Origin of the sequence: Streptococcus mitis, assembly GCF_002096735.1 — a bacterium.
GTDB lineage: Bacteria > Bacillota > Bacilli > Lactobacillales > Streptococcaceae > Streptococcus > Streptococcus mitis_CZ.
This window is the reverse complement of sequence record NZ_NCVC01000016.1, coordinates 84,887-110,146: the sequence shown is the minus strand read 5'-3', so window position 1 is coordinate 110,146 and position 25,260 is coordinate 84,887. Positions and strand designations below refer to the sequence as shown.

The window sequence follows — 25,260 nt, the reverse complement described above, 5'->3', positions numbered from 1 at the left end:
CATATTTAACAATTCAAAATAGAGTCGAAAGCAGTGGTGAAAATCATTGCTTTCAGTTGCTTTCTTTGTACTTTTTCTGGTGTATGTGATATACTAAAATCGTTGAATTCAGTGGAAGGATAATTTGCAATTTCTATATTCAAATATGCATAAAAATTTATTCATAATTTGCTTTTAAATAAATAGAAAACCTGTAGATACCTATCCAGACTGCAAAGGTAGACGGGCCTACTGTGGCTGAGTTTGCCTTTTTAAAAAATATAAAATAGTGAGGAAAACAATGAGACAAACAAATGTTAGAGGGACATTATCCCTACGTGGCTTTAGAAAATTAAGAACTGGTGCAATTGTTGCGACAGGTGTGATTTTATTGGGACTGGGCTTTTTAGCTCCAACTGTTTCCGCTAACGAACAAGATGGTGTTTGGGTAGCCAGAACAGTTGCAGAAGTAAAAGCTGATATTCAAAATATAGACAATTTATCACACTACACTATTAAGTGGGGAGATACACTGAGTGCTATTAGTGGAGCAACAGGACTATCTGTTGATAGTTTAGTTGAGATAAATCGTATTGCAAATAGAGATTTGATTTTTGTCAATAATAAATTGTATTTTAGCGAAGAGACTTTTCTAAAAGATGGAAATACAGAAGTCAAAAGACAGCGAGTGTCAATTGATAATTCTGGTAGCTGTCAAAGTTATGAAGTTGAAACAAAGACAGATACTGTAACTGGAGAGCAAACTACTACAGTTAAACAAACGACACCAGTAGTTGTGGAAACACCAGTGGTGTCAGCAGCGAGAGCTGAAGAGTCAGTATCTCCGGCATCGAAATCAGAAACCTCAGTCACAGCAACGCTAAAAGCAGAAACAAGGGAAGAAGTTTCAAATACTCCATCACTGGGCGCTACAACTAGTGCTGATTCAGGTGAATCAAGTCCAGTAACAGACAATGCCCCTTCAAATACAGGGGCTACAAATCAACCTGTAGCTTCAAATCCAAGTTCTGAAGTTCCAGTGCCATCAGTATCAGCACCGAAAGCAGAGGAACCAGCGGCACCGGCGCCAAAATCAGAAGAACCAGCGGCACCGGCGCCAAAATCAGAAGAGCCAGCGGCACCGGCGCCAAAAGCGGAAGAGCCAGTGTCACCAGCGCCAAAAGCAGAGGAACCAGTGGCACCAGCACCAAAATCAGAAGAGCCAGCGGCACCAGCGCCAAAAGCCGAAGAACCAACGACACCAGCACCGAAAGTGGAAGAACCTGCAACCCCAGCACCGAAAGTGGAAGAGCCAGCGGCACCAGCACCGAAAGCTGAGGAACCAGCAGCCCCAGCACCGAAAGCTGAGGAACCAGCAGCCCCAGCACCAAAAGCCGAGGAACCAGCAGCCCCAGCGCCAAAAGTAGAAGAGCCAGCGGCACCAGCACCGAAAGCGGAAGAACCAGCAGCGCCAGCACTAAAAGCCGAGGAACCAGCAGCTCTAGCGCCAAAAGTAGAAGAGCCAGCGGCACCAGCACCGAAAGCGGAAGAACCAGCAGCGCCAGCACCAAAAGCGGAGGAACCAGCGGCTACAACGCCAAAAGTGGAAGAACCAACGGCGCCAGCACCGAAAGCCGAGGAACCAACGACACCAGCACCGAAAGTGGAAGAACCTGCAACACCAGCACCGAAAGCGGAAGAACCAGCAGCCCCAGCACCGAAAGCAGAAGAACCAACGACACCAGCACCAAAAGCGGACGAGCCAGTGGCTCCAACACCGAAAGCTGAGGAACCATCAGCTCCATCACCGAAAGCGGAAGAGCCAGTTGCAACACCCAAAGAAGAAACTCCGTCTGAAGAAGTAGCACCTAAAGATGAAAAACTTGAGGGAGCAAAAAAAGATGGAAAAGATGTTATTGAAAAAATTGCGGCTTCAAAACTTAGTGAAATTGAAAAAGTTAAAGATGAAGCAGAAAAAGCTAAGTTAGAAGCTCAATTAAAAGATTTAAAAGAAGCAGGATTAGAAGCGATAAATAATGCTAAAGATCACGATGCAGCAGTAGACGCTACGGATGAATATCAAACTAAGATTGATGAGATTAATGTTCCAGGTGAAGAATTACCAGCACCAAATTATAATAAAGATAATTTAACAAATGGTCGTAATGAGGGTACTACTATTAATGATGGAAGTACAGCAATAGGTCATGGATCAGGTGAAGCTACAGCAACAACTCCAGCACAACCTTCTTCAACTTCAGAAGGGACTTCAAGTTTTAGAAATGCCCCATCAGTTCAAGCAAGAGCAAGAAGAGTGGCACGTTCAACATCAGAACCAGATGGAACTGTCAATATTAGCTATAACTTCGCAGGAATGCCAGATATTCATGGCTTCCTATCTGACCCGGGAGAAGATAATACTGTCACAATTCCTGCTGGAACGAATGAAGCACAGGCAAAAGAATTAGTAAAAGAAAAAATTCAAGCCAAGATAAAAGACCTAGCTGCTAGAGGGTATCATGTGAAAAATGACATTATTTTTGAACAAGATACTACTGTGAAAAATTATAACTATGTCGTTACATTCACTAAGGAGGCTACAGGAACTTCAGGTTTCAGAATGGCTCCAGCAGTTCAACCACGCGCTAGCAGAAATCGTAGAAGTCTAGAACAGCCAGCTCCTCAAAAGGTCAAAGTCAATGTTTTTTATAACTTTGATCAAATGAAAGATATTGCAGGTTTCCTAGGAGATATCAATGGAACTCCTCTTGAAGTCACGGAAGGTTCAACAAATGAACAGGTGAAAGAAGCGGTTAAGAGCCAAGTTGATGCTAAGAAAGAAGAGTTGAGCAAACGCGGCTATACTTTTAAAGAGGACTATGTATATCAAGCTAATGGGAAAGATTATAACTACGTTGTAACATTTTCAAAAGCAGCTAAATAATTTTCATTCCATAGGGAGTGAAATGTGAGCAGAGAGAGCGATAGGCTCTCTTTGTTTTATCTAGTAGAAAGTTTCTTAAAGACAAAAGGTTAGTAAGAGGCTATAATAAAAATAGAGTAGGTATTTATTCTAAGAAAAATAAAAAATAGAGAGCAGTTAAAGTATGAAAATTTTAATTGTAGAAGATGAAGAGATGATCCGTGAAGGGATCAGTGACTATTTAACGGATTGTGGCTATGAAACTATTGAAGCGGCGGACGGTCAGGAAGCCTTGGAGCAATTTTCTAGCTATGAAGTAGCCTTGGTTTTACTGGATATCCAAATGCCCAAGCTCAATGGCCTAGAAGTCCTAGCTGAGATTCGTAAAACTAGTCAGGTTCCTGTCTTGATGTTGACAGCTTTTCAGGATGAGGAATACAAGATGAGTGCCTTTGCTTCGCTCGCAGATGGCTACCTGGAAAAACCTTTTTCTCTGTCTCTCTTAAAAGTGAGGGTAGACGCGATTTTCAAGCGCTATTATGATACGGGACGAGTCTTCTCTTATAAGGATACCAAGGTGGACTTTGAGAGCTATAGTGCAAGCCTAGCAGGAGAGGAAGTGGCTGTTAATGCTAAAGAGTTGGAAATTTTGGACTATCTGGTGAAAAACGAAGGACGAGCCTTGACTCGATCTCAGATAATCGATGCCGTATGGAAAGCGACAGATGAGGTTCCCTTTGACCGTGTCATTGATGTTTATATCAAGGAACTACGGAAAAAGCTAGACTTGGATTGCATCCTCACTGTGCGCAATGTTGGTTATAAATTGGAGCGAAAATGAAACGAACAGGTTTATTTACAAAGATAATTATCTACACCTTCTCGATTTTTAGTGTTCTGGTTATTTGTCTTCATTTGGCCATTTATTTTCTCTTTCCCTCGACTTATCTGAGCCACCGTCAGGAAACCATTGGTCAGAAAGCGACAGCCATTGCCCAGTCCCTAGAAGGAAAGGATAGGCAAAGTATCGAGCAAGTCTTAGACTTGTATTCCCAGACTAGTGAGATCAAAGGGGCGGTCAAGGGAGAGATGACCGAGGACAAGTTGGAGGTTAAGGACAGTCTTCCTTTGGATACAGACCGCCAAACCACCTCCCTCTTTATTGAGGAGCGCGAGGTGAAAACACAAGACGGTGGAAGCATGACTCTCCAGTTTCTGGCCTCCATGGATTTGCAAAAGGAAGCAGAGCAGATTAGTCTTCAATTTCTGCCCTATACCTTGTTGGCCTCCTTTCTGATTTCCCTCTTGGTAGCCTACATCTATGCTCGGACCATTGTTGCCCCGATTTTGGAAATCAAGCGGGTGACCCGTCGGATGATGGATTTGGATGCCCAAGTGCGATTGCGCGTGGATTCTAAGGATGAGATTGGGGATCTCAAGGAACAAATCAATAGCCTTTACCAGCACCTTTTAACTGTCATTGCGGACTTGCATGACAAGAATGAAGCCATTCTCCAGCTGGAAAAGATGAAGGTCGAATTTTTGCGAGGGGCTTCTCATGAATTGAAAACACCTCTGGCCAGTTTGAAAATTCTGATCGAAAACATGAAAGAAAATGTCGGTCGTTATAAGGATAGAGACCGCTATCTGGGAGTGGCCTTAGGGATTGTGGATGAGCTCAATCACCATGTTCTGCAGATACTTTCCCTCTCTTCTGTGCAGGAATTACGAGATGATAGGAAAACAATAGATCTCCTCCAGATGACGCAGACTCTAGTCAAAGATTATGTCTTGCTAGCCAAGGAGAGAGAACTTCAGATTGACAATAGTTTGAACCACCAGCAGGCTTATCTAAATCCATCTGTGATGAAGTTAATCCTATCTAATCTCATCAGCAATGCTATCAAGCATTCTGTTCCAGGTGGCTTGGTTCGCATTGGCGAAAGAGAAGGGGAACTTTTTATCGAGAATAGCTGTAGTCCTGAAGAACAAGAAAGACTGGCTCAGTCTTTTTCTGACAATGCTAGTCGCAAGGCTAAGGGGTCGGGGATGGGGCTCTTTGTTGTTAAAAGTTTATTAGAACATGAAAAATTACCTTACCGGTTCGAAATGCAAGAGAACCGCTTAACCTTCTTCATAGCTTTTCCAAAAGTTGCCCAAGACTAGGCAGAGAAAGGGTTTACATAGATGAAGCTAGAAGAAATTCAATCGAAACTGCGGGAAAAACTAGATTTTTTTGTCAAAAAGTGATAAAATGAACAATGTAAATGGGATGACCCATAAAAATATACAGGAGGCCTGATAAAATGGCAATCGTTTCAGCAGAAAAATTTGTCCAAGCAGCTCGTGACAACGGTTATGCAGTTGGTGGATTTAACACAAACAACCTTGAGTGGACTCAAGCTATCTTGCGCGCAGCAGAAGCTAAAAAAGCTCCAGTTTTGATCCAAACTTCAATGGGTGCTGCTAAATACATGGGTGGTTACAAAGTTGCTCGCAACTTGATCGCTAACCTTGTTGAATCAATGGGTATCACTGTACCAGTAGCTATCCACCTTGACCACGGTCACTACGAAGATGCACTTGAGTGTATCCGAGTTGGTTATACTTCAGTTATGTTTGATGGTTCACACCTTCCAGTTGAAGAAAACCTTGACAAAGCTCGTAAAGTTGTAGAATTTGCTCATGCAAATGGTGTATCAGTAGAAGCTGAAGTTGGTACTATCGGTGGTGAAGAAGACGGAATCATCGGTGATGGTGAATTGGCTCCAATCGAAGACGCTAAAGCAATGGTTGAAACAGGTATCGACTTCTTGGCAGCTGGTATCGGTAACATCCACGGTCCTTACCCAGAAAACTGGAAAGGTCTTCACCTTGATCACTTGCAAAAATTGACTGAAGCTGTTCCAGGATTCCCAATCGTATTGCATGGTGGTTCAGGTATTCCTGATGAGCAAATCCAAGAAGCTATCAAACTTGGTGTTGCGAAAGTTAACGTTAACACAGAATGCCAAATCGCATTCGCTAACGCAACTCGTAAATTTGCTCGTGACTACGAAGCAAACGAAGCAGAATACGACAAGAAAAAACTCTTCGACCCACGTAAATTCTTGGCTGACGGTGTAAAAGCTATCCAAGCATCAGTTGAAGAACGTATCGACGTATTCGGTTCAGAAGGTAAAGCTTAATCTAGCTGAACAATACAGATAAAACCTGCCCATTGGGTGGGTTTTTTCTATTTTAAGGAAACGATCAAGCCATAATTTTTGATTAAAAGTATGATTTTAAGAGAGAAATTTCTAATTTTATAATCTGTAGGCAAACGCTTGCATTCTAGTTTTTATTGGACTATAATAGGTTGGTATAAAGCCTTCTGTAGTAATAAAATGTAGAAGGTGTAGAAAGTAAGAATTTAGAATATTTGTAGTCAAAAATACAATGTTGCTATTTCTTGCGATAGGGAGATAGATATGGCAATGATAGAAGTGGAACATCTTCAGAAAAATTTTGTGAAGACTGTTAAGGAACCGGGATTGAAGGGGGCATTACGCTCCTTTATTCATCCTGAAAAGCAGACCTTTGAAGCGGTCAAGGATTTGACCTTTGAGGTGCCAAAAGGGCAAATTTTGGGTTTTATCGGTGCTAATGGTGCTGGGAAGTCGACAACCATTAAAATGCTGACAGGGATTTTGAAACCGACATCTGGTTTTTGTCGGATTAACGGCAAGATTCCCCAGGACAATCGCCAAGATTATGTCAAGGATATTGGAGTGGTCTTTGGGCAAAGAACCCAGTTGTGGTGGGATTTGGCTCTACAAGAGACCTACACGGTCTTGAAGGAGATTTATGATGTTCCAGACTCGCTCTTCCACAAGCGCATGGACTTTTTGAATGAAGTCTTGGATTTGAAGGACTTTATCAAGGACCCCGTGCGTACTCTTTCACTGGGACAACGGATGCGGGCGGACATTGCAGCTTCCTTGCTTCACAATCCTAAGGTTCTCTTTTTAGATGAGCCGACCATTGGTTTAGACGTTTCGGTCAAGGATAACATTCGTCGGGCTATTACTCAGATCAATCAGGAGGAAGAAACCACCATTCTCTTGACCACTCATGACTTGAGCGATATTGAGCAGCTCTGTAATCGGATTTTCATGATTGACAAGGGGCAGGAGATTTTTGATGGAACGGTGAGTCAGCTCAAGGAGACCTTTGGCAAGATGAAGACTCTATCCTTTGAATTGGTGCCAGGGCAAAGTCATCTCGCTTCTCACTATGAAGGCTTGCCTGATATGACCGTTGATAGACAAGGAAATAGTCTCAATATTGAATTTGATAGTTCCCGCTACCAGTCGGCGGACATTATCAAGCAAACCCTGTCTGATTTTGACATCCGAGATTTGAAGATGGTGGATACGGATATCGAGGACATTATCCGTCGCTTCTACCGAAAGGAGCTCTAAGATGGTCAAATTGTGGAGACGTTATAAACCCTTTATAAATGCAGGTGTTCAGGAATTGATTACCTATCGAGTCAACTTTATTCTCTATCGAATCGGAGATGTTATGGGTGCTTTTGTGGCCTTTTATCTCTGGAAGGCTGTCTTTGATTCCTCACAAGAGTCTTTGATTCAGGGCTTCAGTATGGCAGATATCACCCTCTACATCATTATGAGTTTTGTGACCAATCTGTTGACCAGGTCTGATAGCTCTTTTATGATTGGGGAGGAGGTCAAGGATGGTTCCATTATCATGCGCTTGTTGAGACCAGTGCATTTTGCGGCTTCTTACCTCTTTACCGAGCTTGGGTCCAAGTGGTTGATTTTTATCTCTGTTGGCCTTCCATTTTTAAGTGTCATCGTGTTAATGAAAATCTTATCTGGGCAAGGGATGGTAGAAGTGCTGGGATTAACTGCACTATATCTTTTTAGCTTAACGCTGGCCTATCTGATTAACTTTTTCTTTAATATCTGTTTTGGTTTTTCAGCCTTTGTGTTTAAAAATCTATGGGGTTCTAATCTACTCAAGACTTCCATAGTGGCTTTTATGTCTGGAAGTTTGATTCCCTTGGCTTTCTTTCCCAAGGTTGTTTCAGATATTCTGTCCTTCCTGCCTTTTTCATCCTTGATTTACACTCCGGTCATGATTATCGTTGGGAAATACGATGCCAGTCAAATTCTTCAAGCGCTCGCTTTGCAGTTTTTCTGGCTCATAGTGATGATGGGCTTGTCTCAGTTGATTTGGAAACGAGTCCAGTCCTTTATCACCATTCAAGGAGGTTAGTATGAAAAAATATCAACGCATGCATCTGATTTTTATCAGACAATACATCAAGCAAATCATGGAATACAAGGTGGATTTTGTGGTGGGCGTGTTAGGAGTTTTTCTGACTCAAGGCTTGAACCTCTTATTTCTCAATGTCATTTTTCAACATATTCCATCCCTAGAAGGTTGGACTTTTCAAGAAATCGCCTTTATCTATGGATTTTCTTTGATTCCCAAGGGATTGGACCATCTCTTTTTTGACAATCTCTGGGCTCTGGGGCAACGCTTGGTGCGAAAAGGGGAGTTTGACAAGTATTTGACTCGTCCTATCAATCCTCTCTTTCACATCTTAGTTGAGACCTTTCAGATTGATGCTTTTGGCGAACTCTTAGTCGGTGGTATTCTACTAGGAACAACAGTGACCAGTATTGCTTGGACTCTTCCAAAATTCCTGATTTTTCTAGTCTGTATTCCTTTTGCGACCTTGATTTATACTTCCTTGAAAATCGCGACAGCCAGCATCGCTTTTTGGACCAAGCAGTCAGGCGCTATGATTTACATTTTCTATATGTTTAATGATTTTGCCAAGTACCCGATTTCGATTTACAATTCGCTCCTTCGATGGTTGATTAGCTTTATCGTGCCTTTCGCTTTTACGGCCTACTATCCAGCTAGCTATTTCTTGCAGGACAAGGATGTAGTCTTTAACATAGGAGGTTTGATGTTGATTTCCCTTCTTTTCTTTGTCATTTCCCTTAAACTCTGGGATAGGGGCTTGGACGCCTACGAAAGTGCAGGTTCGTAAATAATAGAATATCAAAGCCTTGTCTCAGGACAGGCTTTTTCTAATAGGAATGAAAATTCCTTGACATCCATCCTCAGAGTGCTATACTGTAAGTGTAATCGCCGATTTAGCTCAGTTGGTAGAGCACCGCACTCGTAACGCGAAGGTCACAGGTTCAAACCCTGCAATCGGCAAAGTGATGAAACTCATTCGACTGGGTTTCTTTTTATTTTATCTTAACTATTGAACCACTTAGACTTATATTTAGACCAGATAGGCAAAAGGCCTTGTTCTTGAAAAACTCCTCTGCTATAATGTTTTTTGTAAGGGATGTGAGGTGTCACTATCAGATAACTCAAGTTCCTAAAAAAGAAATTGGAGATAAACAAATGAAAAAATTATTGGGGATTGTATTTTTGGTAGCAGCAGCGACAGTATTGTATTTTGGTTCTGTAGGCTGGCCAAGTTTAGATGTCAACCTCTGGTCACTGATTCCGGTAGGATTGTTTCTCTTTTTCACTCTAGAGAATCTTTTGAAAAAGGATTACAAGGCTAGTCTGATGTGTTTGATTATTGCCTTTATCATTGCGAATGCAATTTTGGACCTTTTGCCAATTTCAAGCGGATTGGTGATTGGAGCAGGTGTCCTAGCTTGTGTAGGTATTGGTTATCTATTTCCTGATAAAGAAGGAAAATAAGAAGGAAGAATGAACAAAGTCAAGATCTAACTGAAATATTTGTTGGCTCTTTTTCTATGTCTAAAAATGTAAGAAAGAATTTTTGGTGGTAAAAGATTATTTCTAGTTTACTTTTTGATTTTACATTATGTTAAGATAAGAAAAAATATTTTTGTTTGAGATAGTAAAAAGCTATTCTTTTTTAAAATGTCAAGTAGAGTCCGATGTCGTATTTGTTATAATAAATTTCGCTACGATACTCTCTGGAAATTCTCCAATTTTTATAAAAACCAATCCAAAACATTGTTTTTATCTGTATTCGATTGACAAATTTTTTATTGGTTATAAAATCGTATTATAAGATAAATATAATAAGTAGCTTGCTATCAGACAAAATGAAAGCGGTTACCAATAGGAGGATTACATGCAAAAAGGTAATTGGAACAAAAAGAGAGTCTATAGTATTCGAAAATTTTCAGTCGGTGCTTGCTCTGTGCTTATTGGAACATGTGCTCTATTATTGGGGGCGAGCCTTAGTCAGGCTTCTTCGGTATATGCCAACGAAAATACTGAAGAGATTGTGTCAACAAATAGGATTGAGCACCAACCTGAAAACAAGGTAGTTACTGATTTTTCAAGTGAACATAAAGCTGAAGGAGTTATGACTGAAAAAGCCAGTGAGCAACCTGTTAAAGCTGAAAATGTATCTCTAATGGAAAATGCGGATGGTAGTGATACTACAGTTAAACCTCAAGCAGAGCAACCTTTAGTTTCAGCGGCTAATAATCAAGTAGTTCCCTCAGAAGAAGGTAAGGCTGAAGTCGAAAACAAAACAGAAGAAGCGAACAAGCCTGAGGATAGCAAGAAGCTTGAAGAAACAAATAAGACTGAGGTAACGGATAAATCTGAAGATAAAAATAAATCTGAGGATAAGAAGAAATTTGAAGAAACAAATAAAGCAGAATCACAAGATCGTTCTGTTTCAAAAGATAAGCAAGAATTCAAATCTGCTACGAATGAAGTAGTTGATAAGTTAATTGAAGATAGAAACATTTCCTTCAACCAGAATTGGCACTTTAAACTAAATGCCAATGCAAAGGAAGCTGTTAAACCAGACGCAGATATTACTTCATGGAAAAAAATGGATCTTCCTCATGACTGGAGTATTCATTTTGATTTTGACCATGATTCTCCAGCTCAAAACGAGGGTGGTCAACTGAATGGTGGAGATGGCTGGTATCGGAAAACCTTTAAGTTAGACGAAAAGGACTTAAATAAAGATGTTCGTGTAACCTTTGATGGAGTTTACATGGATTCACAAGTATTCGTCAATGGTCAACTAGTTGGTCACTATCCAAACGGTTACAATCAATTTTCATATGACATTAGTAACTATCTCCATAAAGATGGGCGAGAAAATGTTATTTCTGTTCATGCAGTTAATAAGCAACCAAGTAGTAGATGGTATTCAGGAAGTGGTATCTATCGAGACGTATCATTACAAGTAACAGACAAGATTCATGTTGAAAAAAATGGGACAACTATTTTAACTCCAAAACTAGAAAGTCAACAAGGAGGAAAAGTTGAAACCCAAGTAAGCAGTAAAATTGTTAATACAGACAATAAAGACCATGAAATTGTAGCAGAGTATCAAATTTTTGAACGAGGTGGGAAGGCAGTTACAGAACTTGTTCGAACTGAGAGTAAAACTCTAAAAGCAAAACAAACCCTTCATTTGGATTCAGCATTAGAAGTTGAAAAACCAAAATTGTGGACAGTGTCATCTGATAAACCTGCTTTATATGAGATGGTAACTCGTGTTTATAAAGATGGTCAGCTTGTAGATGCTAAAAAAGATTTATTTGGTTATCGCTACTATAACTGGACTCCAGACCAAGGATTCTCTTTGAACGGTGAACACATCAAGTTCCATGGAGTTTCCTTGCACCATGATCACGGAGCGTTAGGAGCAGAAGAAAACTATAAGGCAGAATACCGTCGTCTGAAACAGATGAAGGAAATGGGAGTGAATTCGATTCGTACGACTCACAATCCAGCAAGTCCTCAGACCTTGCAAATTGCAGCCGAGCTTGGTTTGCTAGTTCAGGAAGAAGCCTTTGACACTTGGTATGGCGGTAAGAAACCATACGACTATGGTCGTTTCTTTGAAAAAGATGCTACCCATCCAGAGGCAAGAAAAGGTGAAAAATGGTCTGATTACGATCTTCGAACAATGGTAGAAAGAGATAAAAACAATCCTGCTGTTGTCATGTGGTCTATTGGTAACGAAATCGGTGAAGCAGATGGGAAAGCCCATTCACTAGCAACTGTCAAACGTTTGGTGAAAGTGGTGAAATCTGTTGATAAGACACGCTATGTAACCATGGGAGCTGATAAATTCCGTTTCGGAGATGGAACTGGGGACCATGAAAAGATTGCAGATGAACTGGATGCAGTTGGATTGAATTACTCTGAAGAAAATTATCAAACTCTTCATGCGAAACATCCGAAATGGCTCATTTATGGTTCAGAAACATCTTCAGCAACTCGTACAAGAGGAAGTTATTTCCATCCAGAGAGTGAGTGGGTAGGAAGTAACCAATATTGGCGTAATTACGAACAATCCGATTATGGTAATGATCGTGTTGGTTGGGGTAAAACTGCTACAGCATCATGGACCTTCGATAGAGATCATCCAGGATACGCTGGACAATTCATTTGGACCGGTACGGATTATATTGGTGAACCAACACCATGGCACAATCAAAATAGTACACCAGTAAAAAGTTCCTACTTTGGTATTGTTGATACCGCAGGTATTCCAAAAAATGACTATTATCTCTACCAAAGTCAGTGGGTTTCTGCCAAGAAAAAACCAATGGTTCATTTACTTCCTCACTGGAACTGGGAAAAGACTGAATTGGCAGATAATGTTGCAGACGCTGAAAATCGAATTCCAGTTAGAGCTTATTCCAATGCTGCCAGTGTTGAGTTGTTCTTAAATAATGAGTCACTAGGTCTTAAAAAATTCAACAAAAAACAAACAAGTGACGGTCGAACATATCAAGAAGGTGAAAATTCTCAAGAACTATACTTGGAGTGGAAAGTAGCTTATAAACCGGGAACTTTGGAAGCTGTAGCTCGAGATGAGTCTGGCAAGGAAATTGCTCGTGATAAGATTGTAACTGCTGGTGAACCTGCAGGTGTCCGTTTGGTTAAGGAAGAAAATGCAATCGCTGCAGATGGAAAAGATTTGACTTATATCTATTACGAAATTGTAGATAGCAAGGGTAATGTTGTGCCAACTGCTAACAATCTAGTTCACTTCCAACTTCATGGACAAGGTCAACTGGTTGGTGTGGATAATGGTGAGCAAGCTAGTCGTGAACGTTATAAAGAACAAGCAGATGGTTCTTGGATTCGTAGAGCCTTTAATGGTAAAGGGGTAGCGATTGTTAAATCGACTGATCAAGCAGGTAAATTTACCCTTACAGCATATTCAGGCTTGTTGAAATCAGATCAAGTTACAGTTTTTACAGGTAAGTCAGACCAGTCAGAAAAAACTGTTTTAGGAACAGAAATACCAAAAGTTCGGACAGTTTTAGGACAAAAACTTAAAATGCCTCAGACAGTGCCATTTGTATATAGTGATGGTAGTCGTGAAAAACGTCCTGTAACCTGGTCTCAAGCAGATGTCAGTCAAGCTGGAATTGTAACTGTAAAAGGTATGTCTGATGGACGTGAAGTTGAGGCTCGTGTTGAAGTACTTACAGTTGCGAATGAACTTCCAGCTGTTAAACGCATCACACCTGGAACAGACTTGAGTTCTGTGGATAAACTTGTTTCACTTGTTTCAACAGATGGTCGTATTCACAATTATGAAGTTGAAAATTGGGAAATTTCACCAGAAGATAAAGAGAAGTTATCTACTCCGGGGGCACATATTCAGATGACTAGCCAATTAGGAGATAGAACCATCCACGCTACTTTGATAGTTGATGATGGTAAGGAATTGTCTCAAGTTACACCAAATATAGCAGTAGGTGGTGAAAGTGTTACGGAACTTTCAAAAGAGCATCCTGTACATTATCACAAACTTTCTTATGGAGCAAAAATTCCAGAAGTCAGTGCTAGTGCTGAAAATGCCGATGTGAACGTGATTCAGGCAAATGAATCCAATGGAATGCGTGCTAGTATCTACATTCAGCCTAAAGACGGGGGACAGTTACAAACCTATGCTGTTCAGTTCCTTGTTGATTCTCCACAAATTGAAAGCTTGAGTCTCAGAGTGGATCAAGTATCTAGCCTCAAAGAAGATCAAACTGTTAAAGTGACAGTTTTAGCCCGTTATCAGGATGGAACTGAAGCTATTTTACCAACTGATAAGGTGACTTTCTCAAGCCAAGGCGAGGGAGGAGTCTCTGTTAATAAGGGAATGCTAGAGTTGCATAAACCGGGTAGTCTCACTTTACAAGCTCAATATGAAGGTGCAAAAGGAGAACTTCCTCTAACGATCGCAGCAAATACTGAAGATAAAGTTGTTCAGGCCATTCGCCCAGTTAGCCTTGTGACAGATTTGCACCAAACACCAAATCTTCCATCTACAGTAACAGTTGAGTACGATAAAGGATTTCCAAAAGTTCATAAGGTAGTTTGGGATTCGATTCCATCTGAAAAATTAAATCAATATCATACTTTTGAAGTACTTGGTAAGGTTGAAGGATTGAATCAAGAAGCTCGTGCGACAGTATCAGTAGAAGGAATTGTAAAAGTTGAAGATGTGAGCATCACAACACCAATTTCTGAGGCACCAACCTTGCCAGAAAGTGTCCGAACTTATTATTCAAATGGCCAAGTATCTTCAGCTAAGGTGGCTTGGGACACTATTGATGCAAGCCAGTATGCAAAAGAAGGAATCTTTACTGTAACAGGCCATGTAGAAGGAACACAACTGACAACGAAATTACATGTTCGTGTATCGAGTCAAACAGAAATTGGGAAGAATATTTCAGATCAATGGACAGGTTCAGAATTACCACTTGCCTTTGCATCAGATTCTCATTCTTATGACCCAGTATCTAATGTAAATGATAAAGTGATTTCTTACGGTGATCAGCCTGCAAATCGTTGGTCAAACTGGAAACGTTCTGAAGAAGCTTCAGTAGGGGTACTCTTTGGAGATTCAGGTATTTTGACAAAACGTTCGGTCGATAACTTGAATGTAGCATTTTATGAAGATAGCGGTGTAGGTGCTCCAAAATCTTACGTCATTGAGTATTATGTTGGTGAAAAAGCTCCAACTGCACCGAAGAATCCTGGTTATGTAGAGGGTGAAAACCACGTATTTAATGACAGTAAAAATTGGAAACCAGTCACAAATCTTAAGGCTCCAGATCAGTTAAAAGCTGGAGAAATGAATCATTTCAGTTTTGATAAGGTGGATACCTACGCGGTACGTATTCGCATGACAAGAGCTGATGATAAACTTGGAACATCCATTACAGAATTACAAGTTTTCTCTAAAAAGGTAGCACCAGCTAAAGAGGCAACTACTAACATTAAGGTTGCTGGAAAAGATCTTCCTCACTTTAATCCAGACTTAACAGATTACTATTTAGACTATAGTGATGGAAAAATTCCAGAAGTAACAGCTAGTATCACAAATAATGGACTTGCTACAGTGGTTCCTAGCGTGAAAGAGGGCGATCCTGTCCGTGTTATTGTGAAAGCAGAAAATGGCGATATTCTTGGAGAATACAACCTTCACTTTACAAAAGATAAAGATTTGTTGGCTCGTAAACCAATTGCTTCTGCAAAACAGTCTCAATTGTTGCAGTTAGGTCAACCTTTGGAATTGCCAAATAAGGTTCCAGTTTATTTCGCAGGTAAGAGCGGTTATGACGTAAAAGATTTGGCAGTTGAATGGGAAAAAGTCCCTGCTTCTACCTTAAACAAAGCTGGGGAATATACAATTAAAGGCCATGTAGTTGGTAGTGAGGTCCCAGTAGAATTATCTGTTCGAGTAACGGACAAGGTCGGTAGATCACTTTCTGATAATCCAGATTATCTTGCTACTCATAGTCAGGCTTTTGCTTCAGCTACTAATGATTTGGATGATAATTCGAACGACCGTGTAGACTATTTAAATGATAATGACCGAAATCAAGACAACCGTTGGACAAACTGGTCCGCTACTCCATCTGCTAATCCAGAAGTATCAGTTGGTGTTATCTTTAAAAAGAATGGTAAAATTGTGGATAGAAAGGTTTCACAAGCTAAACTAAACTTCTTTGCAGATAGTGGAACAGATGCCCCAGCTAAACTCGTATTGGAACGATACATCGGTCCTGACTTTGATGTTCCGGTTTACTATTCAAACTACAGCTACGAATCAAATCATCCATTTAATAACCCTGATAATTGGGAACTTGTTCCTTATTACGCAGACAAAGAAATTCAAGCTGGAAATGAGATCAATGTGACCTTTAAAGCTGTGACTACCAAAGCTATGAGATGGCGTATGGACAGAAAAGCAGATAAAAATGGGGTTGCACTAACTGAATTAAGTTTCCGAGCACCAAGTGAGCTTGCAAAAGAGAGCACAGAGGGAAGAATTTTAGTAGATGGTAAAGAGCTTCCTGACTTCTCTGAAAATCGTTTGGACTATGAATTGATTTATAAAGGGGAACGTCCAAAAATCACTGTAGAAGGGAAAGATCAAGTCACATCTACAATTGTGGATAGTGGAAATGAAAATCTTCCTGTATTAGTCCGTCTGGTATCAGAGAGTGGTAAGAATGTCAAAGAATACCGGATTAAATTGACTAAGGAAAAAGTGATAGACGCAAAACTTGTAGCTCCTGCTCAATATGACTTGCCTAGTCTTGAAGTGGTAGACAAAGAATTGAACTTCCAAACTCTTGAACAAAAAGACGATACTCTGTTTGAGGGAGAAGTTCGCCTGTTGCAAGAAGGTAAAGTTGGTAAGGAACGTATCTATACAGAAGTAACGACTGATGGCAAGAATAAAGAAAAATCACGTGAGATTCTGGAAGAACCTGTAAATAGAATTCTGTTGGTAGGTACTAAGAAGAAAACAAGTAACATTGAGACGCCGGCGGGTGGACATCAAGACAATGGTAGCAGTCAACCTACGGAACAAAAACCAGGAGCAAATCCGAATCCAAATATTGTCATTCCAAATCCATCAAATAATGGTGTGACAAGTAACAGTTCAGATTTTAAAAATCATCTATCAGTTGCTCCGAACATTGTGATACAAGCTCCTACTCAGGAAAGCAAAAAACCTGGATGGAACAAGGAAGATGGTAAATGGTATTATCGTCAACAAAATGGGGACTTGGCTAAGGGTTGGGTCAAAGATGGAGATACTTGGTATTACTTTGATCAAACAGGAAAAATGGAAACTGGCTGGATTAAAGATCAATCAGGTGCATGGTATTACTTGAATCAATCAGGTGCAATGTCATCTAATGAGTGGATTTTGGATCAAGATGGTAAGTGGTACTATGTTGATGCATCAGGTTCGATGAAGACAAGTCAATGGTTCCAAGTTGGAGACAAATGGTATTATGTTGATGCAAATGGATCCCTTGCTGTCAATACAGTAACTCCGGATGGTTATCAAGTAAATGAAAACGGTGAGTGGATCGGATAAGATTGATTTGAGGAATGTAACTTTCTCATAAGATTTATTCTGTGCAGTGTTCCCAAGCGAGACAAGTGAAGTCTCGCTTGGAAACGCTCTGCTCAAACGATTTTTAAACAAGAAAAAAGGATTTACCCAAGTCAAAAGGGTTAAATCCTTTATTTTTTATGTCTCATATAAGATTCAGCTAGAGGGCCATCAATTCAACAATCATCTCGATATACATGACAAGGGTTAATAAGAATCCTGCACGCCAGAAGAATTTGATGAATTTAGGATAGTAAAAGCTGCGTTTTTTCAAAAGGAAGAAAAAAACGAGAATAATGGCTAGGAGTGAGAGGGCTAGGCCTAGTCTAGGGAGGAAATTATGGGTAAAGGTTTTAGCTGTAATAAGGTAATATTCAAATACCAAGACTGGAAAAGCCAAATCCGCAAAGTTTCGTCCTAGTTTTTTTAATCTAAAAAGTTTGGTTATGATAATGCAGACTACTAAGGTCAGTATCAATAATAAAATAGATGCTAATTTCATTAAAATCATACCCATATTGTATCATAAAAAATCGCTAATGGAAACGAGAAACAGAGGAATTTATAGGAAAGTCAGGCTTTTGAGATTGTGAATGTTTTTTGCTATAATGAAAGTTATGAAATCTTATAATACCTTGAATGATTATTATCGAAAACTCTTTGGAGAAAAGACCTTTAAAGTCCCTATTGATGCGGGGTTTGACTGTCCCAATCGTGATGGGACTGTGGCTCATGGAGGTTGTACTTTTTGTACGGTTTCAGGTTCTGGAGATGCTATCGTAGCACCGGACGCGCCTATCCGTGAACAATTTTATAAGGAAATTGACTTTATGCACCGCAAGTGGCCAGATGTGCAGAAGTATCTGGTCTATTTTCAAAATTTTACCAACACCCATGAAAAGGTGGAAGTCATCCGAGAGCGCTATGAGCAGGCTATCAATGAGCCAGGTGTAGTAGGAATCAATATTGGAACGCGCCCAGATTGTTTACCAGACGAAACTATCGAGTATTTGGCTGAGTTATCGGAGCGAATGCATGTGACGGTTGAATTGGGTTTGCAGACCACTTATGAAGCAACCTCTGATCTGATTAACCGTGCCCACTCCTATGAGTTGTACGTGGAAACGGTCAAGCGTTTGAGAAAGTATCCCAAGATTGAGATTGTTTCTCATTTGATCAATGGCTTGCCTGGTGAAACCCATGAGATGATGATTGAAAATGTCCGCCGCTGTATCACGGATAACGATATTCAAGGGATTAAACTGCATTTGCTCCATCTTATGACAAATACTCGTATGCAGCGAGATTACCATGAGGGACGTTTACAATTGATGAGCCAGGACGAATATGTCAAGGTCATCTGTGACCAACTGGAAATCATTCCCAAGCATATTGTCATCCATCGAATTACAGGAGATGCACCTAGAGATATGCTGATTGGGCCTATGTGGAGCCTCAATAAATGGGAAGTTCTAAATAGTATTGAGATGGAGATGCGACGTCGTGGAAGCGTTCAAGGATGCAAGGCTGTAAAACAGGAGTTTGAAAATGAAAAGACCACTTGAAACGGCACATGATTTTTTGGCTGAGGTAGTAACTCAGGACGATATCGTAGTGGATGCGACCATGGGAAATGGTCATGACACGCTTTTCCTAGCCAAGCTAGCCAAGAAAGTTTATGCCTTTGATATTCAGGAGCAAGCCTTGGAAAAGACCCAAGAGCGTTTGGACCAAGCTGGAATGACAAATGCCCAGTTAATCTTGCAAGGTCATGAGACACTGGACCAGTTTGTAACAGAAGCCAAGGCAGGGATTTTTAATCTGGGCTATCTGCCGTCAGCTGATAAGTCTGTCATCACCAGACCTCAGACAACGATTGAAGCATTAGAAAAGCTGTGTCATTTGCTTGTCAAAGGGGGACGGATTGCTATCATGATCTACTATGGTCATGAAGGAGGCGACCTAGAGAGGGATGCTGTTTTGGATTTTGTTAGCCAGTTGAATCAACAAGAGTACACAGCTGCCATTTACCGAACTTTAAACCAAGTCAACAACCCACCATTTTTAGTAATGATTGAAAAATTAGAGAGATATAGACATGGATAAACAATACCTACGTGAAAAGCTGGATGCCATGCGCCAGAATTTTGTTGAATCAACCCACCACGAACGAGCGGTGGGGGTGTTAGATCAAGCACACATGAGCAAAAAAATGCTTAAAATCAAGAAAAAATTAGTTGCTCTTGAAATGGAACGGTGCCAGAGAAAAATTGAGCACAAGGATTGTTCCAAGATTGACCAAAAAATCAAAGAGCAGAAGGAGATATTTGAATCTTGTTGTAAAAAAGATTAAGGAGGAAGTGCGTGGAATTACTGATTTACCTCATCCTATTTTTACTGGTCTTGATTGTCTCGAGTACAACCAATAAACTCCTGCCCTTTTTGCCTCTCCCTTTGGTGCAAATTCTTTTGGGAATTGTGATTGGTCTCTTTTTACCCAATACTGACTTTCATCTCAATACGGAGTTGTTTTTGGCTCTGGTTATCGGGCCCTTGCTTTTCCGAGAGTCGGAAGAAGCGGACATTACAGCTATTTTAAAACACTGGCGAATCATTGTTTATCTCATATTTCCAGTGATTTTCATCTCGACCCTGAGTTTGGGTGGCTTGGCCCATCTTCTTTGGCTCAGTCTTCCCTTGGCGGCTTGCTTGGCTGTTGGGGCAGCCCTTGGCCCTACGGATTTGGTGGCCTTTGCCTCTCTTTCGGAGCGGTTTAGCTTTCCTAAGCGCGTGTCCAATATCCTTAAAGGTGAAGGACTTTTGAATGATGCTTCTGGCTTGGTTGCCTTTCAGGTAGCTTTGACAGCTTGGACAACTGGAGCCTTTTCCCTTGGCCAAGCGAGTAGTTCGCTCATCTTTTCAATCCTAGGCGGTTTTTTAATTGGCTTTTTAACAGCCATGACCAACCGTTTCCTCCATAGCTTCTTGCTAAGTGTGAGAGCAACGGATATTGCTAGTGAACTTTTATTAGAATTGAGTTTGCCCTTGGTAACCTTCTTCCTGGCAGAAGAAGTCCACGTTTCAGGGATTATTGCCGTTGTGGTTGCTGGGATTTTAAAGGCAAGCCGTTTTAAGAAAATTACGCTCCTCGAAGCCCAAGTGGATACGGTGACCGAGACGGTCTGGCATACAGTGAACTTTATGCTCAACGGTTCTGTCTTTGTGATTTTAGGGATGGAGCTGGAAATGATAGCAGAACCTATCTTGACCAATCCAATCTATAATTCCTTACTTTTATTGGTATCTCTTATAGCCCTTACATTTGTCCTCTTTGCCATTCGTTTTGTCATGATTTATGGCTATTATGCCTATAGGACTAGACGTCTCAAGAAAAAGCTAAATAAGTATATGAAGGACATGCTTCTTTTGACCTTCTCAGGTGTCAAGGGAACCGTGTCGATTGCTACGATCCTTCTGATACCAAGTAATCTAGAACAGGAGTATCCTCTCTTGCTTTTCCTTGTCGCAGGTGTGACGCTTGTAAGCTTTTTAACAGGTCTCGTAGTCTTGCCTCATCTTTCTGATGAACAGGAAGAAAGTAAGGACTATCTCATGCATATCGCCATTTTGAATGAAGTAACGATAGAGTTGGAAAAAGAGTTGGAAGATACCAGAAATAAGCTCCCTCTCTATGCAGCCATTGACAATTACCATGGACGAATAGAGAATCTTATCTTGAGTCAAGAAAATAAGGGGGCTCAAGAAGACTGGGAGGCCTTGAAACTTCTCATCCTCAGTATTGAAAGTGATGGTTTAGAACAGGCTTACGAAGAAGACAAGATGAGTGAGCGTGCCTATCGAGTTTACCAACGTTATTTGAAAAACATGGAACAAAGTATCAATCGCAAGTTTGCTTCACGATTGACCTATTATTTCCTTGTTTCCTTGCGGATTTTACGTTTTCTCCTTCACGAAGTCTTTACTCTTGGAAAGACTTTTCGCAGTTGGAAAAATGAAGAATCACAGAAACTCAGAGCTCTTGACTATGACCAAATTGCAGAGCTCTATCTAGAAAATACAGAGATGATTATCGAAAGTTTGGAGAACCTAAAAGGGGTTTATAAGAGTTCTTTAATCAGCTTTATGCAGGATTCTCGTCTCCGAGAAACAGCTATTATCACCAGTGGTGCCTTTGTCGAACGGGTTATCAATCGTGTCAAACCCAACAATATTGATGAAATGCTGAGAGGCTATTATCTGGAGCGCAAGTTGATTTTCGAATACGAAGAAAAACGATTGATTACGACCAAGTATGCCAAGAAGTTACGGCAAAATGTGAATAACTTAGAGAACTATTCTCTGAAGGAAGCTGCCAATACCCTGCCTTATGATATGGTGGAATTGGTAAGAAGAAATTAGTTAATACTCTTCGAAAATCTCTTCAAACCACGTCAGCGTCGCCTTACTGTAGGTATGGTTACTGACTTCGTCAGTTTCATCTACAACCTCAAAGCAGTGCTTTGAGCAACCTGCGGCTAGCTTCCTAGTTTGCTCTTTGATTTTCATTGAGTATAAGATTGTAAGTGAAGGAGTGTGACATGAAGAAGTGGTGGAAAGAGCTGATAGATAAGCCTTTATTAAAAGCTTTTTTGCATTATTATCAAGCATCAGATAGTGAGTTGACCAGTGTCGCAGTAGCCTACTATTGGTTGATTTCGATTTTTCCACTTCTTTTGGTGGTGGTTAATATCCTCCCTTATTTTCAGATTCCAGTTTCTAATTTTTTAAAGGTTGTCAATGAATTTTTGCCCGATACCATGTATGATGTGGTTGCAAAGATTATCACAGAAGTGCTAACGCAACCTTCAACAGGCTTATTGAGTTTTGCGGTTTTGTCAGCCCTCTGGACCTTTTCAAAATCCATGAATTTCCTACAGAAAGCCTTTAATAAAGCTTACGGAGTAGCTAAAAATCGTGGGATGATTTCTCATCAACTCATGAGTTTGTTTGTCAGTTTTGGTCTGCAGATTCTCTTTGCCTTAGCTCTTTTTCTGAGTGTCTTTGGTCGCATGCTTCTCAACCTTATCAAAAGTTACTGGAAATCAGATAGTCCTCTCTTTGATTATCTGCAAGATCTAACAGGCCCCTTGGTCTATGCCTTGATTTTTGCAATCTTGGTCATGCTTTATTATTTCCTGCCTAATGTTAAGGTCCGACGGATTCGCTCTGTATTGCCAGGTAGTGCCTTTGTCTTGTTGACTCTGCTCTTCCTGCTCAATATCTTTTCAGTCTATGTCAACAATTATGTCAATCACCTAGTGGACGTCCGTTTTTTCAGTTCCGTCGTCGTGGTGGTCATGATGTTCTGGTTTATTCTCATCGCTAAGATTTTGATTATCGGCGCGGTGATCAATGCCAGTGTCCAGAGCTTGAAAGATACGAGCTTTAGAATAAATTAACTCATTTTTTATCCATTACAAAACGCATACTATCAGGCTTTATAAAACCTTGATAATATGCGTTTTTTGATTATATAAATTAATAGATAAACATGGCATCGCCAAAACTGAAGAAGCGGTAGTGTTCTTGAATGGCATGGTGATAAGCGTCTAAGACTAATTCACGGCCGGCAAAGGCAGAAACCAACATGACCAGAGTTGATTTTGGCAGGTGGAAGTTGGTTGAGAAGGCATCCACGACCTTCCACTCATACCCAGGTTTGATAAAGATATTGGTCCAGCCAGAATCTGCTTGGATTTGCCCATCAAACTTGGAACCAATAGTCTCCAAAGTGCGTATAGAAGTGGTTCCGACAGCGATGACACGCCCCCCATTTTCCTTAACAGAGCGAAGAGTGGCAGCCGCTTCCTCAGAAAGCTGGTAGAATTCTGAGTGCATTTCGTGTTCGTCCAGATTGTCAACTGAAACGGGTCTAAAGGTTCCTAGTCCGACATGAAGAGTCAGATAGACTAGATGAACACCCTTAGCTTGGATTTCTGCTAGCAGTTCTTTAGTGAAGTGTAGTCCAGCAGTTGGTGCTGCAGCAGAGCCACTTTCCTTGGCGTAAACAGTTTGATAGCGTTCACGGTCATCCAGTTTTTCATGAATATAGGGTGGTAGTGGCATTTCTCCCAGACTTTCCAAAACTTCTAGGAAAATTCCTTGGTATTCAAAGCGGACAATGCGGCCCCCGTGAGTCAATTCTTCCGTAACGACAGCGCTGAGGCGACCATCACCAAAGCTGACACGAGTACCAATCTTGAGGCGTTTGGCAGGTTTAGCCAGAACTTCCCACTCATCGCCACTAATGTTTTTGAGTAGGAGCAGTTCCACATGACCTCCAGTTTCTTCCTTTTGACCATAGAGGCGGGCAGGGAGAACACGGGTATCGTTCATAACAAGGGCATCACCAGGTTCCAGCATATCAATAATAGAGTGGAAGTGTTTATCCTGCATTTCTCCCGTCTCACGATTGACAATGAGGAGTTTAGAAGCGTCCCGTTTTTCAAGGGGCGTTTGGGCAATCAATTCCTCGGGTAAGTGGAAATCAAAATCAGCTGTATTCATATATCTGTTCATTCTTTCTAAGTTCTAATCTTATCCATTATAACATGTTTCAAGTTTGGACGCTCTTTTTTTGAAAATTAAATCGTTTTCACTTGACAAAAATTGGTCTATACCATATAATAAATATAGATTGAAACGGAGGATAAAAAGATGAAAGTTATTAAAGTTGAAAACCAAATCGAAGGTGGAAAAGTTGCTTTTGAGATTTTGAAGGAAAAATTAGCCAATGGAGCTCAAACCCTAGGACTTGCGACAGGAAGTAGCCCACTTGAATTTTACAAGGAAATTGTTGAGAGTGACCTTGATTTTTCAAATCTAACCAGTGTCAACCTTGATGAGTATGTAGGGCTTGATGGAGACAATCCACAGTCTTACCGTTACTTCATGCAAGAAAACTTGTTTAACCAAAAACCATTTAAAGAAAGTTTCTTGCCTCGTGGGGTTAAGGACAATGCTGAAGCTGAAGTTGAACGCTACAACCAAATTTTGGCTGACCATCCAGTTGACCTCCAAATCTTGGGAATCGGTCGCAATGGACATATCGGATTTAATGAACCCGGTACTCCATTTGACAGTCAAACTCACCTTGTAGAACTTGACAAGTCTACTATCGAAGCAAACGCACGTTTCTTTGACAAGATTGAAGACGTCCCAACCCAAGCCATTTCAATGGGGATTAAAAATATCTTGGATGCCAAGTCAATCCTTCTATTTGCTTATGGTGAGTCGAAAGCAGAAGCCATTGCAGGAACAGTGTCTGGCCCAGTGACTGAGAACCTACCAGCAAGTAGCCTCCAAAATCACCCTGATGTGACCATCATTGCAGATGCTGAAGCGCTCAGCTTGTTAGAAAAATAAAAAAATGAACTCTTTCAGTTTCTCTATTTAATTGATTCTTTCAAGACTTGTATAACTTGTATAAATGGAAGAAAAAATCAAAATTAAACCGGATTTTTTCTTGACAATTATTCCTTTTACGTGTAAAATAGAATAGATCTTGAACTTGAAGGGAGTGAAAAAAATGTCTAAAACAGTAGTACGTAAGAATGAATCTCTTGACGACGCACTTCGTCGTTTCAAACGTGCGGTTACTAAAGCTGGTACTCTTCAAGAAACACGCAAACGTGAATTCTATGAAAAACCTTCTGTAAAACGTAAACGTAAATCAGAAGCAGCTCGTAAACGTAAAAAATTCTAATTAGAAATGAAAGGCTGGAGAAATCTAGTCTTTTTTCTTTTAATACTCTTCGAAAATCAAATTCAAACCACGTCAACGTCGCCTTGCCGTAGGTATATGTAACTGACTTCGTCAGTCTTATCTGTTACCTCAAAACAGTGTTTTGAGCAACCTGCGGCTAGTTTCCTAGTT

Annotated in this window: 18 protein-coding genes, 1 tRNA gene and 2 pseudogenes; 19 read left to right on the top strand and 2 right to left on the bottom strand. The window is 40.6% G+C overall.

Going from position 1 to position 25,260, the window contains the following annotated elements; translation table 11 throughout:
• Positions 1-280: 280 nt before the first annotated feature.
• From B7703_RS05945 to B7703_RS10250, 12 genes and pseudogenes are all read left to right on the top strand, one after another.
• Positions 281-2,923 carry a LysM peptidoglycan-binding domain-containing protein gene (locus B7703_RS05945; protein ID WP_084924016.1) on the top strand — a complete coding sequence of 881 codons (2,643 nt, stop codon included), beginning with the start codon at positions 281-283 and terminating at the stop codon, positions 2,921-2,923.
• Between the two features lie 163 nt (positions 2,924-3,086).
• Positions 3,087-3,743: a response regulator transcription factor VncR gene (vncR, locus tag B7703_RS05940; RefSeq protein ID WP_084924014.1), complete on the top strand. Its 657-nt coding sequence runs from the start codon at positions 3,087-3,089 to the stop codon at positions 3,741-3,743.
• Positions 3,740-5,068 carry a sensor histidine kinase VncS gene (vncS, locus tag B7703_RS05935; protein WP_084924013.1) on the top strand — a complete coding sequence of 443 codons (1,329 nt, stop codon included), beginning with the start codon at positions 3,740-3,742 and terminating at the stop codon, positions 5,066-5,068. The genes vncR and vncS overlap by 4 nt, the downstream gene beginning before the upstream one ends.
• A 140-nt stretch (positions 5,069-5,208) precedes the next feature.
• Positions 5,209-6,090 (top strand): class II fructose-bisphosphate aldolase, encoded by an 882-nt coding sequence (locus B7703_RS05930; RefSeq protein ID WP_004255734.1) that lies wholly within the window; start codon positions 5,209-5,211, stop codon positions 6,088-6,090.
• 282 nt (positions 6,091-6,372) lie between these two features.
• Positions 6,373-7,365, top strand: a complete 993-nt coding sequence (locus tag B7703_RS05920) for an ABC transporter ATP-binding protein (protein WP_084924010.1) — start codon at positions 6,373-6,375, stop codon at positions 7,363-7,365.
• A gap of 1 nt (position 7,366) precedes the next feature.
• Positions 7,367-8,185, top strand: a complete 819-nt coding sequence (locus B7703_RS05915; RefSeq protein ID WP_084924009.1) for an ABC transporter permease — start codon at positions 7,367-7,369, stop codon at positions 8,183-8,185.
• A 1-nt stretch (position 8,186) separates the two neighbouring features.
• Complete coding sequence (locus B7703_RS05910) at positions 8,187-8,972, top strand: ABC transporter permease (RefSeq protein ID WP_084924007.1); 786 nt, start codon at positions 8,187-8,189, stop codon at positions 8,970-8,972.
• 100 nt (positions 8,973-9,072) lie between these two features.
• Positions 9,073-9,145, top strand: a tRNA-Thr gene (locus tag B7703_RS05905).
• 195 nt (positions 9,146-9,340) lie between these two features.
• The gene (locus B7703_RS05900; protein WP_084924005.1) at positions 9,341-9,649 is read left to right on the top strand and encodes a hypothetical protein; all 309 of its coding nucleotides are present in this window, start codon (positions 9,341-9,343) and stop codon (positions 9,647-9,649) included.
• A gap of 403 nt (positions 9,650-10,052) precedes the next feature.
• Positions 10,053-10,158 (top strand): annotated as a pseudogene (locus B7703_RS10255) (YSIRK-type signal peptide-containing protein); the annotation flags it as partial.
• A gap of 131 nt (positions 10,159-10,289) precedes the next feature.
• Positions 10,290-16,745 (top strand): annotated as a pseudogene (gene bgaA, locus B7703_RS05895) (LPXTG-anchored adhesin/beta-galactosidase BgaA); the annotation flags it as partial.
• Between the two features lie 102 nt (positions 16,746-16,847).
• Positions 16,848-17,306 carry a hypothetical protein gene (locus B7703_RS10250; RefSeq protein ID WP_407028747.1) on the top strand — a complete coding sequence of 153 codons (459 nt, stop codon included), beginning with the start codon at positions 16,848-16,850 and terminating at the stop codon, positions 17,304-17,306.
• Positions 17,307-17,484: 178 nt separating this feature from the next.
• Here B7703_RS10250 and B7703_RS05890 read toward each other — a convergent pair whose 3' ends face one another.
• Positions 17,485-17,841, bottom strand: a complete 357-nt coding sequence (locus tag B7703_RS05890; protein WP_000525400.1) for a DUF3397 family protein — start codon at positions 17,839-17,841, stop codon at positions 17,485-17,487.
• A gap of 91 nt (positions 17,842-17,932) precedes the next feature.
• Here B7703_RS05890 and mnmL point away from each other — a divergent pair, with 91 nt between their 5' ends.
• The 5 genes from mnmL (at position 17,933) to B7703_RS05860 (ending at position 22,783) form a co-directional block, all read left to right on the top strand.
• Positions 17,933-18,889 (top strand): tRNA modification radical SAM protein MnmL/YtqA, encoded by a 957-nt coding sequence (gene mnmL, locus B7703_RS05885; RefSeq protein WP_084924175.1) that lies wholly within the window; start codon positions 17,933-17,935, stop codon positions 18,887-18,889.
• The gene (gene mnmM / locus B7703_RS05880) at positions 18,873-19,430 is read left to right on the top strand and encodes a tRNA 5-(aminomethyl)-2-thiouridylate-methyltransferase MnmM (protein ID WP_084924002.1); all 558 of its coding nucleotides are present in this window, start codon (positions 18,873-18,875) and stop codon (positions 19,428-19,430) included. Before mnmL ends, mnmM begins: the two co-directional genes overlap by 17 nt.
• The gene (locus B7703_RS05875) at positions 19,423-19,677 is read left to right on the top strand and encodes a hypothetical protein (protein ID WP_000361085.1); all 255 of its coding nucleotides are present in this window, start codon (positions 19,423-19,425) and stop codon (positions 19,675-19,677) included. Before mnmM ends, B7703_RS05875 begins: the two co-directional genes overlap by 8 nt.
• Positions 19,678-19,688: 11 nt before the next feature.
• Entirely contained in the window at positions 19,689-21,743 is a 2,055-nt protein-coding gene (locus B7703_RS05870) for a cation:proton antiporter (protein ID WP_084924000.1), read from the top strand.
• A gap of 179 nt (positions 21,744-21,922) precedes the next feature.
• Positions 21,923-22,783 (top strand): YihY/virulence factor BrkB family protein, encoded by an 861-nt coding sequence (locus tag B7703_RS05860; RefSeq protein WP_084923997.1) that lies wholly within the window; start codon positions 21,923-21,925, stop codon positions 22,781-22,783.
• A 79-nt stretch (positions 22,784-22,862) separates the two neighbouring features.
• Here B7703_RS05860 and queA read toward each other — a convergent pair whose 3' ends face one another.
• The gene (gene queA / locus B7703_RS05855; protein WP_020901527.1) at positions 22,863-23,891 is read right to left on the bottom strand and encodes a tRNA preQ1(34) S-adenosylmethionine ribosyltransferase-isomerase QueA; all 1,029 of its coding nucleotides are present in this window, start codon (positions 23,889-23,891) and stop codon (positions 22,863-22,865) included.
• Positions 23,892-24,041: 150 nt separating this feature from the next.
• On the opposite strand from queA, the gene B7703_RS05850 reads away from it, so the two are divergent.
• Both B7703_RS05850 and rpsU read left to right on the top strand, forming a co-directional pair.
• Positions 24,042-24,749, top strand: a complete 708-nt coding sequence (locus B7703_RS05850; protein WP_049502191.1) for a glucosamine-6-phosphate deaminase — start codon at positions 24,042-24,044, stop codon at positions 24,747-24,749.
• 163 nt (positions 24,750-24,912) lie between these two features.
• The gene (rpsU, locus tag B7703_RS05845; RefSeq protein ID WP_000048054.1) at positions 24,913-25,089 is read left to right on the top strand and encodes a 30S ribosomal protein S21; all 177 of its coding nucleotides are present in this window, start codon (positions 24,913-24,915) and stop codon (positions 25,087-25,089) included.
• Positions 25,090-25,260: the final 171 nt, after the last annotated feature.